We start from the raw sequence: 15,932 nt of genomic DNA on the forward strand, positions 1-15,932 counted from the left end.
AGCCGCCGCTTTTCGGAGCGGCCGGAAGTGAGCCCGGTACCCCTCCGGATGGAGGGGTACCGGGCTCGCGGCGTCATGTCTCGGCCTTCTCCCGGGTGGAAGGAGCCGGCTGAGGTGCCGCTGAGGCATGGCGGCGCGCGGTTGTCAGGTGGTGGAGCAGCGCCAAGGTCGTGACAGCGGCGGCCGGCAGCCCCAGCGCGGCGGGCGCGATGGCGAACCACTGCTGGGCCAGTCCGCCCAGGCCGCCGCCGAGAGCCATCCCGACGTAGATGGCCGAGGAGTTGAGGCCGAGCAGGACCGGTGCCGCGGCCGGGCCGAGAGCGATGAGCCGGTGCTGCTGGGGCACGACGACGACGCCCAGGGCCACGCCCCAGATCGCGGCCCATGCCAGGGCGGACACGAACGTGGCGGTCGCCACCGGAGTCAGGGCGAGGGCGACGGCGGCGACGGCGAGAGGACCGGTCAACACGCGCGCGGGGTCGTGCCGGTCGACCAGCCGTCCGGCGACGATGTTCCCGGCCAGGACGCCGATTCCCCACGCCAGCAGGGTGACGGCGAGCAGCGATGCGGAGCCGCCGGTCGCGTCCCGTAGGGCCGGGCCGATGTAGGTGTAGAGGGTGTAGGCACCGAGGAAGACCAGCATGGTGACGGCCAGCAACGCGAGGACCCGGCCCTGCCTGAGCGGGCGCAGCCGGTCGCCCAGCGAGGCGGCGGGGAGCGTCACCTTGGGCAGGCCGGCGGCGACACCGAGGGCCGCGACGAGGCCGATCCCGGCGACGGCCCACAGAGTGATGCGCCAGTCGGTACGGCCGATCAGCGTGCCGAGCGGCAGACCCAGCGCCGTCGCCAGCGTGAGGCCGCCCATCACGAAGGCCAGGGCCGCGCCTCGGCGTTCCGGGGGCGCGATGGCCCCCGCGGTGCTGGAGGCGGCGGAGTTGATCATTCCGGCCCCGACCGCGGTGACCATGCGGGCGATCATCACCACCGCGTAGCCGGCGCCCAGGGCGGTGACGGCGTTGCCGGCCACGAAGACGCTCAACGCGATCAGCAGCGCGGTCCGCCTGTCGAGCCCACCGGTGAGCGCGCCCATGACGGGTGCCGACAGGGCCATCACCAGGGCGAACACCGTCACCAACTGCCCGGCGGCGGGAGTGGAGACCCGCAGGTCGGTGGCGATGGCCGGGAGCAGGCCCGCGATGACGTAGCTGTCGGTGCCGACGGTGAAGGTCGCCAGGGCCAGCGGAAGAAGTCGTTTCAACACCGGGTGCTGCCGCCTTTCCGGAGGAACCTCGGACGTACCGAGGGAACCTTAGGCGATACATGGATGCTTGTCCATGTATCCATGCGTTGGGTAACGTGGCAGGCGTGCGGAACACAGGGGGCGGCGATGCGTGAGGTGTCACAGCCGGCGACCGAGGCCATCCGGCTGGTGGAGGTGCTGCGCGCGCTGGCCGATCCGGTGCGGCTGGACCTCGTCCTGCGGCTCGACCAGATGGGCGAGGACTTCTGCAACGCGATCGGCGCCGAGATCGACGTGCATCAGACGACTCTGTCGCACCACTACCGGGTGCTGCGCGAGGCAGGCGTGACGTGGACGAAGGTGCGGGGCCGATCCCGGCTGGTACGCCTGCGGCGAGAGGACCTCGACGCGCTCTTCCCCGGCCTGCTCGACTCCGTACTGAGCGCACAGCGCCGGGCAGGCGGCACCACGCCCCCCGGCACTGTCGGGTGAGACAGGCCCTCCGGTGAGCAGTTCACGGACTGCTCACCGGAGGCTCCGCGGCTCAGCCGGTGTTCTGGAGGCCGGCCGCGACGCCGTTGACCGAGAGCAGGAGCAGCGTGGACAGGCGCTCGCGCTCGTGCTCCGACGGGGCGCCCGTGCGCAGGGCGCGCAGCGCGCGCAGTTGCAGGTGCGACAGCGCGTCCACGTACGGGTCGCGGAGCTGGACGGCCCGCGACAGGACCTTGCGGTTCTCCAGCAGCCGCGTGTGCCCCGTCACCTCCAGCACCAGGCGCCGCGTCAGGTCGTACTCCTCCAGCACCTGGCGGGCGAAGTCGGGCCGGCCGCCCAGCTCCAGGTAGTGCTCGGCGATCGAGCGGTCGGTCTTGGCCAGCGACATCTCGGCGTTGTCGAGCATCGCGTTGAACAGCGGCCACTCCTGGTAGGCGGCCCGCAGCTCGTCCAGCGAGCCGACCGAGGCGAGGCCGGTGCCCAGGCCGTACCAGCCGGGCAGGTTGACCCGGGTCTGCGCCCAGGCGAACACCCACGGGATGGCGCGCAGGTCGTCCAGGGAGCGCGGCGCGCCGAGCCCGCGGCGAGCGGGGCGCGAGCCGAGCCGCAGCGAGCCCAGCTCCTCCAGCGGGCTGACCAGGCCGAACCACTCGGGGAAGCCCGGCGCCTCGGTGAGCGACCGGTACGCGGTCTCCGAGGCCGTCGCCACCCGCTCGGCCATCGGGCGGAACCGCTCGGCGGCGGCGGCCGTACGGGCGCCGACCACGGGCGAGGAGGCGAGCAGCACGGCGTTGGCCACCTGCTCCATGTGCCGCCGGGCGATCGCCAGGTGGCCGTAGCGGGCGAAGATGACCTCGCCCTGCTCGGTGACCTTGAACCGGCCCGCGACCGAGCCGGGCGCCTGGGCGAGCACGGCGCGGTTGGCGGGCCCGCCGCCGCGGCCCAGCGCGCCGCCGCGGCCGTGGAACATGCGCAGCCGTACGTCATGCTCCGCCGCCCAGGCGGTCAGCCGCTCCTGGGCCTCGTACAGCCGGAGCGTGGCGGCGGCGGGGCCGAGCTCCTTGGCGGAGTCGGAGTAGCCGAGCATGACCTCCATGCGCCGGCCGGTGGTGGCGAGCCGGTCGCGCACCCGCGGGATGTCGAGCATGCCGGACAGCACGTCGGGCGAGTTGGCGAGGTCCTGGCCCGACTCGAACAGCGGCACCACGTCGAGCACCGGCGCCCGCGAGCCGAGCGCGTGCTCGGCCAGCTCGTGGACGGCGGCGATGTCGTCCGCGCCCCGGGTGAAGGAGACCACGTAGCGGGAGCAGGCGCGCACGCCGAACCGCTCCTGGATCCAGCCGATCACCCGGATCGTGGACAGCACCTCCTCCGTGCGCTCCGACAGCTCGCCGCCGGCCCGGATCTCCTCCAGGGCCGCGGCGTGGACCTGGGAGTGCTGGCGCACCTCCAGCTCGGCCAGGTGGAAGCCGAACGTCTCGACCTGCCAGATGAGGTGCTGCAGCTCCCCGTACGCCTGCCGGGCGGCGTGGCGGGCCAGCGACTCCTGCGCCAGCCGCAGATCGGCGAGCAGGTCGCCGGGCGACAGGTAGGCGAGGTCGAGGTCGCGGCGCCGGGTGGCGGCGATGCGGGCGGCCACGAACAGCAGCCACTGCCGGTGCGGCTCACGCGGCGAGCGGGTGGCCAGCTCGGAGACCAGCTCGGGATGGGCGTCCTCGGCCGCGTCGATGGCGCCCTTCAGCTCGGGCGAGGGCGGCGCGAACTGGGCGGTGGCGGTGACGGTGCGGCCGATGCGGGTGGTGGCGTTCTCCAGCGCGGTCAGCACGTGCTCGGCCTGGATCTGCACGGCCTCGCGGGTGACCTTGGCGGTGACGTTGGGGTTGCCGTCGCGGTCGCCGCCGATCCAGCTCCCGTAGCGGATGAACGGCCGGGCGAGCGGCGCCCGGGTGCCCGTGCCGTCGGCCAGCGCCGCGTCAAGGGAGCGATAGACCTGGGGCACGACGCGGAACAGCGTCTCGTCGAAGGCGGCCATGGCGGTGCGCACCTCGTCGAGCGGGTCGAGCTTGCTCGGGCGCAGGTGGGCGGTGCGCCAGAGCAGGTCGATCTCCTCCAGCAGCCGCCGCCGGCTCTCCGCGCGCTCGGAGGCGCCGCGGCCGGGGGCGTTGTACTCGGTGAGCTGGCCGCTGATCCGCTGGATCGCGGTGACGACGGCCCGCCTGCGCGCCTCGGTCGGGTGCGCGGTGAGCACCGGGTGCAGCTCCAGGCTCTCCACCAGCTCGGCGACGCGGTCGGCGCCCAGCTCGTGGACGGCCTGCGCCAGCGACTCGCGCTGGACGCCGCCCTCGGTGTCGCGCTCGCGCAGGGTGCGGATGCGGTAGTGCTCCTCGGCGAGGTTGGCCAGATGGAAGTAGCAGGTGAACGCGCGGGCGATCTGGACCGCCCGGTCGATCTCCCATGCCTCGACCATGGCGGTGATCTCGTCGGCCGACACCTCGCCGCGGCGCGCGGCGATGACCGCCTTGCGCAGGCGTTCGACGTCGGCCAGCAGGTCCTCGCCACCCTGCTCGGCGATGACCTGACCGAGCAGCTTGCCGAGCAGGCGCACATCGTGCCGCAGCTCGTCGGGCATCTCGGTGACGGCGGCGCTGCGACGCTGGATCCCCTGGTCAATCATGTCTCGAAGGGTATCCAGTCGCCGACGGAGGCCGTAGTCCGGTCTCACCTAATGGACTAGACCACTGCTCACGTGGGCTTGGACACGGCGGCCACGAGCTCCGGCATGCGGGCGAACCCGATGGTCGCGCCCAGCCGGCGGCCGAGCGTCTCGATCAGCAGCCCGTACACCGGGGCGACGGCGCACAGCCAGACGAGGCCGAGCGCGATCGGGATCGCGAGCGGCAGCGACAGGGCGAAGATCCCGGCGAACGCCCCCATGGCGGAGGCGAACGCCTGGCCGCCCTGTCCGGGCGCGGCGCCGGTGAAGGCGTTCATGCGCTCGGGCACCGTGTACGGGATGGTGACGCTGGTGACCGCGCCGACCCCGAGCCCGACGCCGAGCGCGCCCCAGGCGGCGAGGACGGCCAGGGGGATGGCCCCGGGATGCCCGGTGAACAGCGACCCCGCCACGGCGACGACGACGAGCAGCGGCGTCGCGGCGACGGCACTGGCCAGGTGCCGTCCGGCCAGGTCGGTGCGGAAGCCCTCCTCGGAGCCGATGGCCATGACGTTCATCCAGAGGGACGGGCCGTCGATGCCGAAGACGTTGCCCGACTGGAGCGCGATCATGACGGCGGCCATCGAGGTGACCGCGACGGGCAGCCACGGTCCGGCCCCGCCCGGGGTGTTGTTGCTGAGCGAGAACGCGATCACGCCGCTCACGGCGATGGCGCTGAACCACAGCACCCGGAAGCGCGGCTCCCGCCGGAGGTACTTGAGCTCCTTGGCGACCACGGCCGCCAGCGGCCCGTCGGGCAGGAACCGGTCGACCAGCCCGCCGCCCTCGCGTACGGAGGCCGCCTGGGTGGAGGCGTCGGGGGTGACCAGCACCCGGTTCAGCGCCCTGATCCACAGCCAGGCGGCCAGCACGACGAGCAGCGCCACGACGGCGACCTCGGCCAGGCCGGCGAGCCCGCCGTCGGCCATCGCATGGGCGAGCAGGCCCGGCGGCGTCCACCTCAGGACGCCCGCCGCGCCGCGCAGCATGGCGCCGGGGTCGCCGAGGTTGGCGTTGAGCAGCAGGTTGGGGAGCTGGGCGAGCAGGACCACGAACAGGGCGGCCACGGCCAGCAGGTCGCGGCCGCGCCGGGTGCGCAGCGCGCCCGACAGGGACGTGGTGACCAGCCGGGACAACACCAGGCAGAGGGCGAACTGCAGGAGCACGGCCACCAGCCCGACCAGCACGCCGCCCGGGCCGTCGGCCAGGCCGGCCGGCGCGCCGGCGACGACGGCCAGCGTGGCGACCGGCCAGGCGCCGGTGGCCGACGCGGCGAGCAGGCCGGTGGCGAGGTCGCGCGTGCGCAGCGGGAACAGCGCCAGGCGCGCCGGGTCGAGCGTGTCGTCGAGCCCGAACGCGAGCAGCGGCACCACCAGCCAGCCCACCAGGATGGCGGCGTAGGCCACGATGACGACGTCGGTGGCGACGTCGCGCGGCGCGAGGCGCACGAGCGTCATGAGGCCGAAGCCGAGCACGGCGATGCCGGCGGCCATGACGAGGGTGAAGACGAAGCCGAGCTTGCGCTGCAGGTCGCCGCGCAGGGCCCCGGCGATGAGGCGGAGCTTGAGCTGCGCGAACAGCACGGCCGCGCCGATCACGCCTCCTCCCCCGAAGCCCGTGGGCTCGTGGGCTGGGCGCCGAGCCAGGACAGGCCCGCGTCGCCGCCGGTGCGGGGGCCGCCGACGAGCCGCAGGAACGCCTCGTTGAGGCTGTGCCCGCCGCGCACCTCGCCGATCGGGCCCTGGGCCACGATGTGACCGCCGCTCATGACCGACACCCAGTCGCACAGCCGCTCGACCAGGTCCATGACGTGGCTGGAGAAGATGACGGTGGACCCGGAGGCGGTGTAGCGGCGCAGCACCTCGGTCAGCGTGCTGGCGCTGACCGGGTCGACGCCCTCGAACGGCTCGTCCAGGAAGAGCACGGCCGGGTTGTGCAGCAGCGCCGCGGCCAGGCCGATCTTCTTGCGCATGCCGGTGGAGTAGTCGACGACGAGCTTGCCCGCGGCGTCCTCCAGGTCCATGACGCGCAGCAGCTCGGCGGCGCGCCGCTCGACGTCGGCCTTGGGGATGCCGCGCAGCCGGCCGCAGTAGAGCAGCAGCTCCCGGCCCGAGAGCCGTTCGAACAGCCGCAGCCCCTCGGGCAGCACGCCGATGCGCGCCTTGACCTGGAGCTGGTCGCGCCACACGTCGAGGCCGCCCACCTCGGCGCGGCCGCCGTCGGGGCGGAGCAGCCCGGTGACCATGCTCAGGGTGGTGGTCTTGCCGGCGCCGTTGGGGCCGACGAGCCCGGCGAAGCTGCCCGCCGGGACGACGAGATCGACACCCGCCACAGCGACCTGCGGTCCGTAGCGCTTGAGGAGGGCGTGCGTGCGAACCGCGTCCGTCATGGATCCACTCTAGGAGGAGGGATTACCCTTGCGCGCATGACAGCGGACGCCATACCAGAACTGCCGGACATCCACACCACGGCCGGGAAGATCGCTGATCTGGAGCGGCGGCTGGACGAGGCCGTTCACGCCGGTTCAGCCGCGGCGGTGGAGAAGCAGCACGCGCGGGGCAAGATGACGGCCCGGGAGCGGGTGCTGGCGCTGCTGGACGAGGACTCGTTCGTGGAGTTCGACGAGTTCGCCCGGCACCGCTCGACGATGTTCGGGCTGGAGCGGCGCAGGCCGTACGGCGACGGCGTGATCACCGGCTACGGCACCGTGGACGGGCGCCAGGTCTGCGTGTTCTCGCAGGACGTGACCGTGTTCGGCGGCTCGCTCGGCGAGGTGTACGGCGAGAAGATCGTCAAGGTGCTGGACATGGCGCTGAAGACGGGCTGCCCGATCATCGGCATCAACGAGGGCGGCGGCGCGCGCATCCAGGAGGGCGTGGTCGCGCTCGGCCTGTACGCGGAGATCTTCAAGCGGAACGTGCACGCCTCCGGCGTGATCCCGCAGATCTCGCTCATCATGGGCGCCGCGGCGGGCGGCCACGTGTACTCCCCCGCGCTGACGGACTTCGTCGTCATGGTGGACCAGACCTCGCAGATGTTCATCACCGGCCCGGACGTGATCAAGACGGTGACGGGTGAGGAGGTCACGTTCGAGGAGCTGGGCGGGGCGCACACGCACAACACCAAGTCGGGTGTGGCCCACTACCAGGCCACCGACGAGGACGACGCGCTGGAGTACGTCAAGGCGCTGCTGTCCTACCTGCCCTCCAACAACCTGGACGAGGCTCCGGCGTTCGAGGCTGCGGCCGACCTGGAGCCCGATCCGGAGCTCGACACGCTGATCCCCGACTCGGCCAACCAGCCGTACGACATGCACCGGGTGATCGAGCACGTGCTGGACGACGGGGAGTTCCTGGAGGTCCAGGCGCTGTTCGCGCCGAACGTGGTGGTCGGGTACGGCCGGCTGGACGGGCAATCGGTGGGCGTGGTGGCCAACCAGCCCATGCATTTCGCCGGATGTCTGGATATCGACGCCTCCGAGAAGGCTGCCCGATTTATACGAACATGTGATGCATTCAATATCCCAATCCTGACATTTGTTGATGTTCCAGGATTCCTCCCGGGTACAGATCAGGAATGGAACGGAATCATCCGGCGCGGCGCCAAGCTCCTCTACGCCTACGCCGAGGCGACCGTCCCGCTCGTCACCGTGATCACCCGCAAGGCGTACGGCGGCGCGTACGACGTCATGGGCTCCAAGCACCTCGGCGCGGACGTCAACCTGGCCTGGCCGACCGCGCAGATCGCGGTGATGGGCGCCCAGGGCGCGGTCAACATCCTCTACCGGCGCGAGCTGGCGGCGGCCGAGGACCCCGACTCCGAGCGTGCCCGGCTGGTCACGGAGTACGAGGACACGCTGGCCAACCCCTACATCGCGGCCGAGCGCGGTTACGTGGACGCCGTGATCAAGCCGTCGGAGACCCGCGCCCAGGTGGTGCGGGCGCTGCGGGCGCTGCGCAACAAGCGTGCCTCGCTCCCCGCCAAGAAGCATGGGAACATCCCGCTTTGACTTCCTCCCCACGCCTAAAGGCGGGGGATTCCAGCCATCACAGGCTGGGATTCCTGCTTCACCGGCGACTGCACCCGGGAGGACCCGGAATGTCTGACGTCACCTCCACAGGCCGACACGGCAAGACCTGCCGCCAAAATGTTCTTCGCGGCGTTGATGTCCCGGTCATGCCGGGTACCGCAGGACTGGCACTGCCACGTCCTGGTGCTGAGAGAGAGTTCGGCCAGCAGATGTCCGCACGCCGAACAGGTCTTGGAAGAGGGGTACCAGCGGTCGATCACGATCAGGTGGCGACCGTTCTTGGCCGCCTTGTACTCCAGCATGCGGCGAAAGGCGCCCCAACCGGAGTCGGAGATCGCTTTGGCCAGCTTACGGTTGCGGACCATGTTCTTGACGGCGAGGTCTTCGATCACGATCACGTCGTGGTCGCGAACCAGCCGCGCCGAGGTTCTGTGCAGGAAGTCGGTGCGGGACGAACGGACTTTACGGTGCGCGCGGGCGACCTTCGCCTTCGCCTTGGCCCTGTTGGCGCTACCGCGCTGCCTGCGTGCCATGCGCCGCTGGTAGCGAGCCAGGTTGTGCTCCCGTTTGGCCAGATGGCGTGGGTTGATGATCTCCAGTTCATCGCTCGCTTTCATCGCCGTGAGATGGGCGTTGGCCTGCGTGAAGCTCGTTGTGACCCGCTCGCCGTGGTAGCGGGCATGCCGCCAGGCCAGGATCCGGTTCCACACCACGCGTACGCAGCCGAACGTGCGGTTCAGTACCGCCGCCTGTTCGGTGGTGGGGTACGCCCGCACCTTGTAAGCCGTACGCACGTTCGAAGCCTATCGAAAAGCACTGTCATAAACAGCACGGCGCGGTGTCGCGTTTCCTCCCCAGTGCTGAAGCCCGAAGTCTCCACGTTCAAGGAGTTTCGATGAAGCCGCACCTCAGGATCGTCCGGGGCGACGCCACGCCGGAGGAGATCGCCGCACTCGTGGCCGTTCTGGCCACCCGGGCGGCGCCCGCGCGACCGGCCGCCGCCCCGGCTCCACAAATGTGGCGAAACCCAGCTAGAAGCATGCGTAAGCCTCTCTCTCCGGGGAAGGCGGCTTGGCGGATGAGCGCCCTGCCCTAGCGAGATCCCAGGAAACGGGTGTCAACTCCCCAGGGACTTGGGACTATCTAGAAAAAAGCAGGAGTATATAGTCGGCCGATCAACTAACGCTGCGGCCTGGAGGACATCATGGCCATCCCAGACCTCATGCCGCATCCTGTGGCGGCCAAGTACGCCGTCCTCGTGGATGTCGGATATCTGTACGCCGCCGCGGGGGAAGTCCTGCTGGGGGCCAAGGAACGCAAAGAATACCGGGTGGCCGCGGACGAGCTGATCCAGAGTCTGCAGAAACACGCGATGGCCCGTATTTCCGGTGAGCTGCTGCGGATCTATTGGTATGACGCCGCCCGCGACCGCGTGCCCACCGTCGACCAGCGGGTCATCGCCCAGCTTCCGTGGGTGAAGGTACGGCTTGGCAACCTCAACGCCCGCGGCCAGCAGAAGGGCGTCGACGCGCAGATCAGGAGCGACCTGGAGGCGCTGGCGCGCCACCACGCGGTGACCGACACGATCCTGCTGGCGGGCGACGAGGACATGGTGCCCGCGGTGGAGGCCGCCCAGGCGTACGGCGTGCGCATCCACCTGTGGGGCGTCGAGCCGCCGTACGGCACCAACCAGGCCGAGCGGCTCGTGTGGGAGTCCGACACCGTCGAAGTGATCTCCGCTGATTTCCTGAGGCCCTTTTTCAGCCGTGCTCCGCAGCCCGTCCCGGTCGCCCCGCCGGTGGCCGCGCCGTCGCCCGCGCAGGTGTTCGCCGGACGGGCGCCCAGCAAGCCTCAGGTCAAGCCCGGCCAGGTCGCCAAGCTGGGGCCCAGCCGCCCGCGGGTGGAGGACGTCGGCGAGCACGTGGCCCAGAAGTGGATCCTCACGCGTGGCCGCGACAACATCCGCGACCTGCTGCCCGGGCCGATCCTGCCCACGGTCATCGACACGGAGCTGCTGATCGAGGCCGAGAAGGAGCTGGGCCACTCGCTGCGGCCCTTCCCCGAGGCCAGGGTGTGGCTGCGCGACGGGTTCTGGGCGCGGGTCTACCGGGAGTTCGACCTCGGGGTCGGCGTCTCGTCGAAGTGACCGCCGGAGAGCGGGCCCCGCCAGGCCCGCTCTCCGAGCAGGGACATCGCGGCGGGCAGCAGCACGCCGCGCACCACGGTGGCGTCGAGCAGGATGGCCAGGGCCATGCCGAGACCCAGCATCTTGTACTCGATGGCGGACAGGGTCACGAACACGGTGAAGACCCCCGTCATGATCAGGGCCGCGCCGCTGACCACCCCGGCGCTCGCCGCGATGCCCCCGGCCACCGCCTCCCGTGCGGAGGCGCCGCCGGCCCGGCGTTCCCTGATCCGGCTGAGCACGAAGATGTGGTAGTCCATGCTCAGCCCGAACAGCACGATGAACATGAACAGCGGCAGCCAGCTCACCACGCCGCCGTACGAGGTGAATCCGAGCAGCGACTCCAGGTGGCCGTCCTGGAAGACCCAGACGAGCACCCCGTACGAGGCCCCGATGGACAGCAGGTTGAGCCCGATCGACATCAGCGACACGGCCCACGACCGGAACGTCACCGCCAGCAGCACGAACGCCAGCACCAGCACGAACCCGAAGACGGCCGGGGTACGGCGGTCGACCTGCTCGGCGAAGTCGTGCGGCATGGCGGTCTTGCCGCCGACGGCGTAGGCGACACCGTCCACCGCGCCGAGCGTCGCGGGCAGGACGCGCTCGCGCAACGCGGTCAGCGCGCGGTCGGCCACCGGGTCCGTGACCGCGCCCGCCAGCGGCACCCGCACCACCATCGCCCGGCCGACCGGCACCGTGGTGATCGGCTCCAGGAGGAGTCCCCCGCTCGCGGCGGCCTGACCGTGCAGCGCGCCGATCGCCCGGCGCACGGCGGGGGTGTCCGCGGACGTCCCGTCCGTACGGGTGACGACCAGCCGCGCCGCGGTCGCCGCGCCTGGGAACGCGCGCTGCATGGCCGAGGCGGCGTCCACGGCGGCCGACGTGCCGGGCGGCAGGCTGGCCGTCACCGCCGCGTCCTGCAGCCGGATCCCCAGCACGGGCAGCGCCATGGCGAGCAGGACCGCGACCGTCGCCGCGCCGCTCACCACGGGCCGGCGGACGACCGCCCGCGCGACGCGGCCCCACAGGCGCGACTCCGAGGCGGCGATGCGCCGCCGCCCCAGCCAGGGGATGAGGGCCAGGTCCACCCGGTCGCCGAGCGCCGCGAGCAGCGCCGGGAGCACCGTCACGGAGCCGAGCACGGACAGGCCGACCACCAGCAGCGTTCCCGCGGTGAGCCCCTTGAAGACGTCCACCCCGGTCAGCAGAAGCCCGAGCGCGCACACCATCACGGTGACGCCGGACGCCACGATGGCGTGGCCCGAGGTGTGCGCGGTGACCCGCAGCGCCTCGCGCGCCCCCTTGCCCGTGGCCCGTTCCTCGCGGAGCCGGCGCAGGTAGAACAGCGAGTAGTCGACGCCCACGGCCATCCCGATCAGCAGCACGATGGCCGAGGCGGCGCTGTTGAACGGCACCCACAGGCGGACGAGCTCCAGGAGTCCGAACGTGCCCGCCAGCGCGGTCGCCGCCAGCAGCAGCGGTATGCCCGCCGCGACCAGCGAGCCGAAGACGCCCAGCAGGACGAGCACGGTGAGCGGCAGCGAGGTGCGCTCGGCCCGCGCGAAGTCGTCCTTGATCCCGTCGTTGACGGCCGCCGACAGGCTGCGGTCGCCCGCCTGGAGGAACCGCACGTCCGGATGCCGTTCCCCGGCCTCCTTCACGGCGCGCTCGGCCGCCGCGTGGTTGTCCTCCAGGCGTTCGTCCGGGCCGGCCACCTCGAAGGTGACCAGCGCCGAGCGGCCGTCACGCGAGATCCAGCGCTCGCCGTCGGCGCTCGCCGGCGAGCCGACGTCCCGCACGGCCGCCCCCGTCCGTCGCAGCCGGCTCACCAGGTCGCCGACGGCCTCGCGCAGGTCCGGGTCGTCCGTGAACCGCCGGCCGCCCCCGGCCTGCCGCGGCTGGACCAGCACGTTCTCGCGGACGGAGCCGACCGCCCGCTGGGCGTCGATCATGAGCTGGGCTCGGCCGGCCTCGCCGGGATCGACCGCCCGCGCGTGCTCGCCACCGGTCGACGCCCCCGCCAGGACCGCGAGCACGACCAGCGCGAGCCAGCCGCAGATCGCCAGGACGCGGTGACGCGCCGACCAGTTCGCGACGGTCTCGACGACGCCGGGACGGGTCCGGGACCGTGCGGGTGTGCCCGGACCGGGGGGTGGAGGGGAGGTGGATTTGCTTTCGGGCAGCATCGGCTGCTCTCCTGTCCTTGGTGGAACGTACCTGTGGAAACTCGCCCTGGGCGAGGTGGTTCGTTGCTCCGTGCCTGGGCCGTCGAGTTGCCGCTCGGCGGCCCAGGGTTGTCCACGGGGTCACTCGACGTCTTTGAGGATCCGTTCGATCGAGTCGGTACGGCCGCTCAGCTCCGAGACGTGCCGGCCTATCTCCTCCAGCCGCCGTTCGACGGCCCGCTGGCCCGCGACCGCGCTCTCGGCCAGCGCCCGGTACTCGCTCTCGCGCGCGAGCCGCGCCTTGGCCCGCCAGGTGACGGCCACCTGGCAGAGCACCGTGATGATCACTGCGGTGAGCAGGACGAAGATGCCGATGGTGCCGATGACCTCCTGCCACTCGTGCTCGTTCACCGGGAAGATCCCTTCTCGTCGGTCAGTGTCTCCACGGCGTCCGCGATGGACTCCGGGGTCAGGTGGATCGAGAACGGTTTCATCTCGTAGAACTTCATCGCTTTTCCGTCTTCCGACAGTTCGAGCTGGGAGCTGACCAGACCGGCCGCCTCAAGCTTCTTCAGGTGGACCTGGAGGAGTGCTCTGCTGATGTCGAGCTGGCGCGCGAGCTGACTCACGTAGGTGCGCCCGCGTGTGAGCGCCGCGACGACGCGCAACCGGTGCGGGTTGGAGAGGGTGGCCAGCACCCGCACCAGGTCGTCGCCCGCCGGCGCGGAGTCGGTCATGTCAACATCCAGCGGCACATGCCAACAAAACTTAGCACGTGCCGATTGGCCTTCAGCCCTCAACCGCGGTGGGCGAGGAGCGCCTCGGCCACCGCCGTGCGCGCATACAGGACGTACCTGCCGGTGCGGTGCGCCGTGCACAGGCCCGCGGCGCGCAGCGCGACGAGGTGCCGGCTCACGCCGGGCTCGGTCAGCGCGGTGCGCCGGGCCAGGTCCTGCGTGGAGGCGGGCTGGTCGAGCTCGGCCAGCAGCCGCGCCCGGGTGCGGCCGAGCACCGTGGCCAGCGCCTCGGGCGCGTCCACGGTGTTCCGCTCCCAGAGCGTCGCCACGCCGCGGGGCGGGTAGCGGACCGTCGGCTGGTACGGCGGCGTCGTGACGGAGAAGACCCTGGGCCAGGCGAACACGCACGGCACCAGCAGCAGGCCGAGCCCGCGCAGCGAACGCACGCCGGAGACGTAGCGGTGCCGCAGGTGCAGCCGCCCGTCCTGCCAGGTGACCGAGTCGTCGAGGTCGGCCAGCATGCGGTCCGCGCCGCCCTCCGCGAGCAGCCTGGCGCGGCGCAGGACCTCGCCGTCGAGCAGCGACCTGATCCGCGGCCAGTACGGGGCGATGGCCGCCTCCCAGTAGGCGCCGACCTCCTCGGCGAGGCGTTCGAGCCCCGTGTCCGGGTCGTCGTACAGGGCCTGGACGCGCGGGGTGCGGGGGCCGCCCACGGTGTCGAGGTCGGAGCGGACGCGGTCGCCGGCGGCCCGCATCGTGGCCAGCTCCACCTCCAGGTCGGGCGTCGAGGTGGACGGCGGGGTGCAGGTGAAGCCGGCGATCGAGACGGTCGGCACGGGCACGAGGTCCGACAGCAGGCGCCAGTCGACGTCGGCCAGGCGGCGGCGCACCTGCTCGGCCCAGGGGCGCAGCGCGGGGTGCGCGGCGGGGTCCTTGACCACGCGCGCGCTGGCCACGACCTCGCCGATGGGCGAGACGGCGAAGCGGATGTTGGCCATGTCCTGGGCGGTGAAGGACAGGGTGAGGGGCATTGGATGAACGCCTCGCTTCATCGATAGCGCTGTACCCCGATATTTCAGCATCGTCAGCGGTATGGCTTCTACCTCCTCTCCTGGTCCGGTCGCTCCCGTCGCTTCCGTCGCTTCCGCCGAGATGCCGTTACTGCGGCAGCGTGGCTTCCGCAACCTCTACACCGCCGGCGCGGTCAGCGGGCTCGGCAGCCAGATCAGCCAGGTCGCCCTCCCCCTGCTCGCGGTCACGGCGCTCGGCGCGGGCCCGGGCGAGGTGGGGCTGCTCAGCGCGCTCGGCACGCTCACGGTGCTGGTGCTCGGCCTGCCCGCCGGCGTCTGGGTGGACCGCGCCCGGCGGCGACGCCTCATGGTCGTCATGGACCTGGTTCGGGCGATCGTGCTGCTGTCCGTACCGGTCGCCTGGTGGGCGGGATGGCTCGGCATGGGACAGCTCTACGCGGTGGCGATGCTCGGGGGGGCCGCGACGCTGGTGTTCGACCTGGCGGCCGTGAGCGTGCTGCCGGCGCTCGTCGGGCGCGACCGGCTGACGGCGGCCAACGCGCTGCTCGTCGGCACCTCGGCCGGCATGGACGTCACCGGCAAGAGCGTGGGCGGGGTCCTGGCGCAGGCCGTGGGCGCGCCCGTGGCGCTGCTGCTGGACGCCGTCAGCTACCTGTGGTCGGCCGCCTGGCTGCGCCACGTCCCCGAGCCGCCGTCCGGCCGGGCCGCCCCCACGGAGGGGCAGGGGCTGGGCCTGGGCCGGCAGATCGCCGAAGGCGTGCGCTTCCTGCTCGGCAACCCGGTCCTCGTCGGGATGTCGGCGATGGGGGCGATGGCGAACCTCGCCTTCCCCCTGTGCTCGGTGCTGCTGCCCGTCCTCCTGGTCCGGGAGCTCGGCTATCCGGAGTGGGTGCTCGGGGCGTACCTCGCGACGGGCGGGCTGGGCGGGCTGGCCGGGTCGTTCTCGGCGCACCTGTTCGGCCGCCGCCTCGGCCCCGGGCGGGCGACGCTGCTCGTCAGCCTCGCCGCCGTGCCGGCCGCGCTGGTGGTCCCGTTCCTGGACCGCGGCCCGTGGCTGTGGGCCGCGGCGGCAGCGTGGTTCGTGCTGGCGTTCCGCACGGGGGTCAACAACGTGCTGCTGGTCAGCGTGCGGCAGCGGATGATTCCCGACGGCATGCTCGGCCGGGTGAACGCCACGCTGCGCCTCGTCCTCACCGGCGCGGTCGGTCTCGGCGGGTTGCTCGCCGGGGTGCTGGGCGAGGTGTGGGGCGTGCGGGCGGCGCTCTGGACGGGCGCGGTGATCATGGCGCTGAGCTGGCTGCCGGTCGTCCTCTCGCCGCTGCGCCACCAGCGCTGA

At 72.1% G+C, this 15,932-nt stretch carries 14 protein-coding genes; 5 read left to right on the forward strand and 9 right to left on the reverse strand.

The genetic code is table 11. The features are described 5' to 3' along the window. Nucleotides 1–73 precede the first annotated feature (73 nt). The gene (locus HTZ77_RS01865) at nt 74–1,258 is read right to left on the reverse strand and encodes an MFS transporter (protein WP_205301956.1); all 1,185 of its coding nucleotides are present in this window, start codon (nt 1,256–1,258) and stop codon (nt 74–76) included. Between the two features lie 129 nt (nt 1,259–1,387). Between HTZ77_RS01865 and HTZ77_RS01870 the strand changes: the two genes are divergently transcribed. Beyond that, nucleotides 1,388–1,732, forward strand: coding sequence for an ArsR/SmtB family transcription factor (locus HTZ77_RS01870; RefSeq protein ID WP_175587639.1), 345 nt, complete (start codon nt 1,388–1,390; stop codon nt 1,730–1,732). Nucleotides 1,733–1,784: 52 nt separating this feature from the next. On the opposite strand, the gene HTZ77_RS01875 is transcribed toward HTZ77_RS01870, so the two are convergent. The 3 genes from HTZ77_RS01875 to HTZ77_RS01885 form a co-directional block, all read right to left on the reverse strand. Further along, entirely contained in the window at nt 1,785–4,406 is a 2,622-nt protein-coding gene (locus HTZ77_RS01875; RefSeq protein ID WP_175587640.1) for a phosphoenolpyruvate carboxylase, read from the reverse strand. A gap of 68 nt (nt 4,407–4,474) precedes the next feature. Then, nucleotides 4,475–6,043 carry a hypothetical protein gene (locus HTZ77_RS01880; RefSeq protein WP_328808368.1) on the reverse strand — a complete coding sequence of 523 codons (1,569 nt, stop codon included), beginning with the start codon at nt 6,041–6,043 and terminating at the stop codon, nt 4,475–4,477. Continuing rightward, the gene (locus HTZ77_RS01885; RefSeq protein ID WP_175587641.1) at nt 6,040–6,834 is read right to left on the reverse strand and encodes an ABC transporter ATP-binding protein; all 795 of its coding nucleotides are present in this window, start codon (nt 6,832–6,834) and stop codon (nt 6,040–6,042) included. The genes HTZ77_RS01880 and HTZ77_RS01885 overlap by 4 nt, the downstream gene beginning before the upstream one ends. Before the next feature lie 36 nt (nt 6,835–6,870). Here HTZ77_RS01885 and HTZ77_RS01890 point away from each other — a divergent pair, with 36 nt between their 5' ends. Next, nucleotides 6,871–8,454, forward strand: a complete 1,584-nt coding sequence (locus HTZ77_RS01890) for an acyl-CoA carboxylase subunit beta (protein WP_175587642.1) — start codon at nt 6,871–6,873, stop codon at nt 8,452–8,454. Between the two features lie 14 nt (nt 8,455–8,468). On the opposite strand, the gene HTZ77_RS01895 is transcribed toward HTZ77_RS01890, so the two are convergent. Beyond that, a complete protein-coding gene (locus HTZ77_RS01895) occupies nt 8,469–9,269 on the reverse strand; it encodes an RNA-guided endonuclease InsQ/TnpB family protein (RefSeq protein ID WP_175587643.1) in 801 nt (266 codons plus the stop codon). Nucleotides 9,270–9,370: 101 nt separating this feature from the next. Between HTZ77_RS01895 and HTZ77_RS01900 the strand changes: the two genes are divergently transcribed. Then, a complete protein-coding gene (locus tag HTZ77_RS01900) occupies nt 9,371–9,571 on the forward strand; it encodes an acyl-CoA carboxylase subunit epsilon (protein WP_175587644.1) in 201 nt (66 codons plus the stop codon). A gap of 108 nt (nt 9,572–9,679) precedes the next feature. Beyond that, nucleotides 9,680–10,621 carry an NYN domain-containing protein gene (locus HTZ77_RS01905; RefSeq protein WP_175587645.1) on the forward strand — a complete coding sequence of 314 codons (942 nt, stop codon included), beginning with the start codon at nt 9,680–9,682 and terminating at the stop codon, nt 10,619–10,621. On the opposite strand, the gene HTZ77_RS01910 is transcribed toward HTZ77_RS01905, so the two are convergent. The 4 genes from HTZ77_RS01910 to HTZ77_RS01925 form a co-directional block, all read right to left on the reverse strand. Then, complete coding sequence (locus tag HTZ77_RS01910) at nt 10,579–12,849, reverse strand: MMPL family transporter (protein ID WP_175587646.1); 2,271 nt, start codon at nt 12,847–12,849, stop codon at nt 10,579–10,581. The two genes, HTZ77_RS01905 and HTZ77_RS01910, sit on opposite strands and share 43 nt — an antisense overlap. A gap of 120 nt (nt 12,850–12,969) precedes the next feature. Next, a complete protein-coding gene (locus HTZ77_RS01915) occupies nt 12,970–13,239 on the reverse strand; it encodes a hypothetical protein (protein WP_175587647.1) in 270 nt (89 codons plus the stop codon). Further along, nucleotides 13,236–13,565 carry an ArsR/SmtB family transcription factor gene (locus HTZ77_RS01920; protein ID WP_175587648.1) on the reverse strand — a complete coding sequence of 110 codons (330 nt, stop codon included), beginning with the start codon at nt 13,563–13,565 and terminating at the stop codon, nt 13,236–13,238. The genes HTZ77_RS01915 and HTZ77_RS01920 overlap by 4 nt, the downstream gene beginning before the upstream one ends. A 59-nt stretch (nt 13,566–13,624) precedes the next feature. Continuing rightward, nucleotides 13,625–14,596, reverse strand: a complete 972-nt coding sequence (locus tag HTZ77_RS01925; RefSeq protein ID WP_175587649.1) for an ArsR/SmtB family transcription factor — start codon at nt 14,594–14,596, stop codon at nt 13,625–13,627. Nucleotides 14,597–14,717: 121 nt separating this feature from the next. Here HTZ77_RS01925 and HTZ77_RS01930 point away from each other — a divergent pair, with 121 nt between their 5' ends. Beyond that, nucleotides 14,718–15,932 (forward strand): MFS transporter, encoded by a 1,215-nt coding sequence (locus tag HTZ77_RS01930; protein ID WP_235994122.1) that lies wholly within the window; start codon nt 14,718–14,720, stop codon nt 15,930–15,932.

The organism is Nonomuraea montanisoli, assembly GCF_013363975.1.
GTDB lineage: Bacteria > Actinomycetota > Actinomycetes > Streptosporangiales > Streptosporangiaceae > Nonomuraea > Nonomuraea montanisoli.

What these genes read in the sequence shown, in the direction of transcription:
- HTZ77_RS01870 (WP_175587639.1), top strand. Translation starts at nt 1,388, where the DNA reads ATGCGTGAGGTGTCACAGCCGGCGACCGAGGCCATCCGGCTGGTGGAG.
- HTZ77_RS01875 (WP_175587640.1), bottom strand. Translation starts at nt 4,406, where the DNA reads ATGATTGACCAGGGGATCCAGCGTCGCAGCGCCGCCGTCACCGAGATG.
- HTZ77_RS01885 (WP_175587641.1), bottom strand. Translation starts at nt 6,834, where the DNA reads ATGACGGACGCGGTTCGCACGCACGCCCTCCTCAAGCGCTACGGACCG.
- HTZ77_RS01890 (WP_175587642.1), top strand. Translation starts at nt 6,871, where the DNA reads ATGACAGCGGACGCCATACCAGAACTGCCGGACATCCACACCACGGCC.
- HTZ77_RS01900 (WP_175587644.1), top strand. Translation starts at nt 9,371, where the DNA reads ATGAAGCCGCACCTCAGGATCGTCCGGGGCGACGCCACGCCGGAGGAG.
- HTZ77_RS01905 (WP_175587645.1), top strand. Translation starts at nt 9,680, where the DNA reads ATGGCCATCCCAGACCTCATGCCGCATCCTGTGGCGGCCAAGTACGCC.
- HTZ77_RS01910 (WP_175587646.1), bottom strand. Translation starts at nt 12,849, where the DNA reads ATGCTGCCCGAAAGCAAATCCACCTCCCCTCCACCCCCCGGTCCGGGC.
- HTZ77_RS01920 (WP_175587648.1), bottom strand. Translation starts at nt 13,565, where the DNA reads ATGACCGACTCCGCGCCGGCGGGCGACGACCTGGTGCGGGTGCTGGCC.
- HTZ77_RS01925 (WP_175587649.1), bottom strand. Translation starts at nt 14,596, where the DNA reads ATGCCCCTCACCCTGTCCTTCACCGCCCAGGACATGGCCAACATCCGC.
- HTZ77_RS01930 (WP_235994122.1), top strand. Translation starts at nt 14,718, where the DNA reads ATGCCGTTACTGCGGCAGCGTGGCTTCCGCAACCTCTACACCGCCGGC.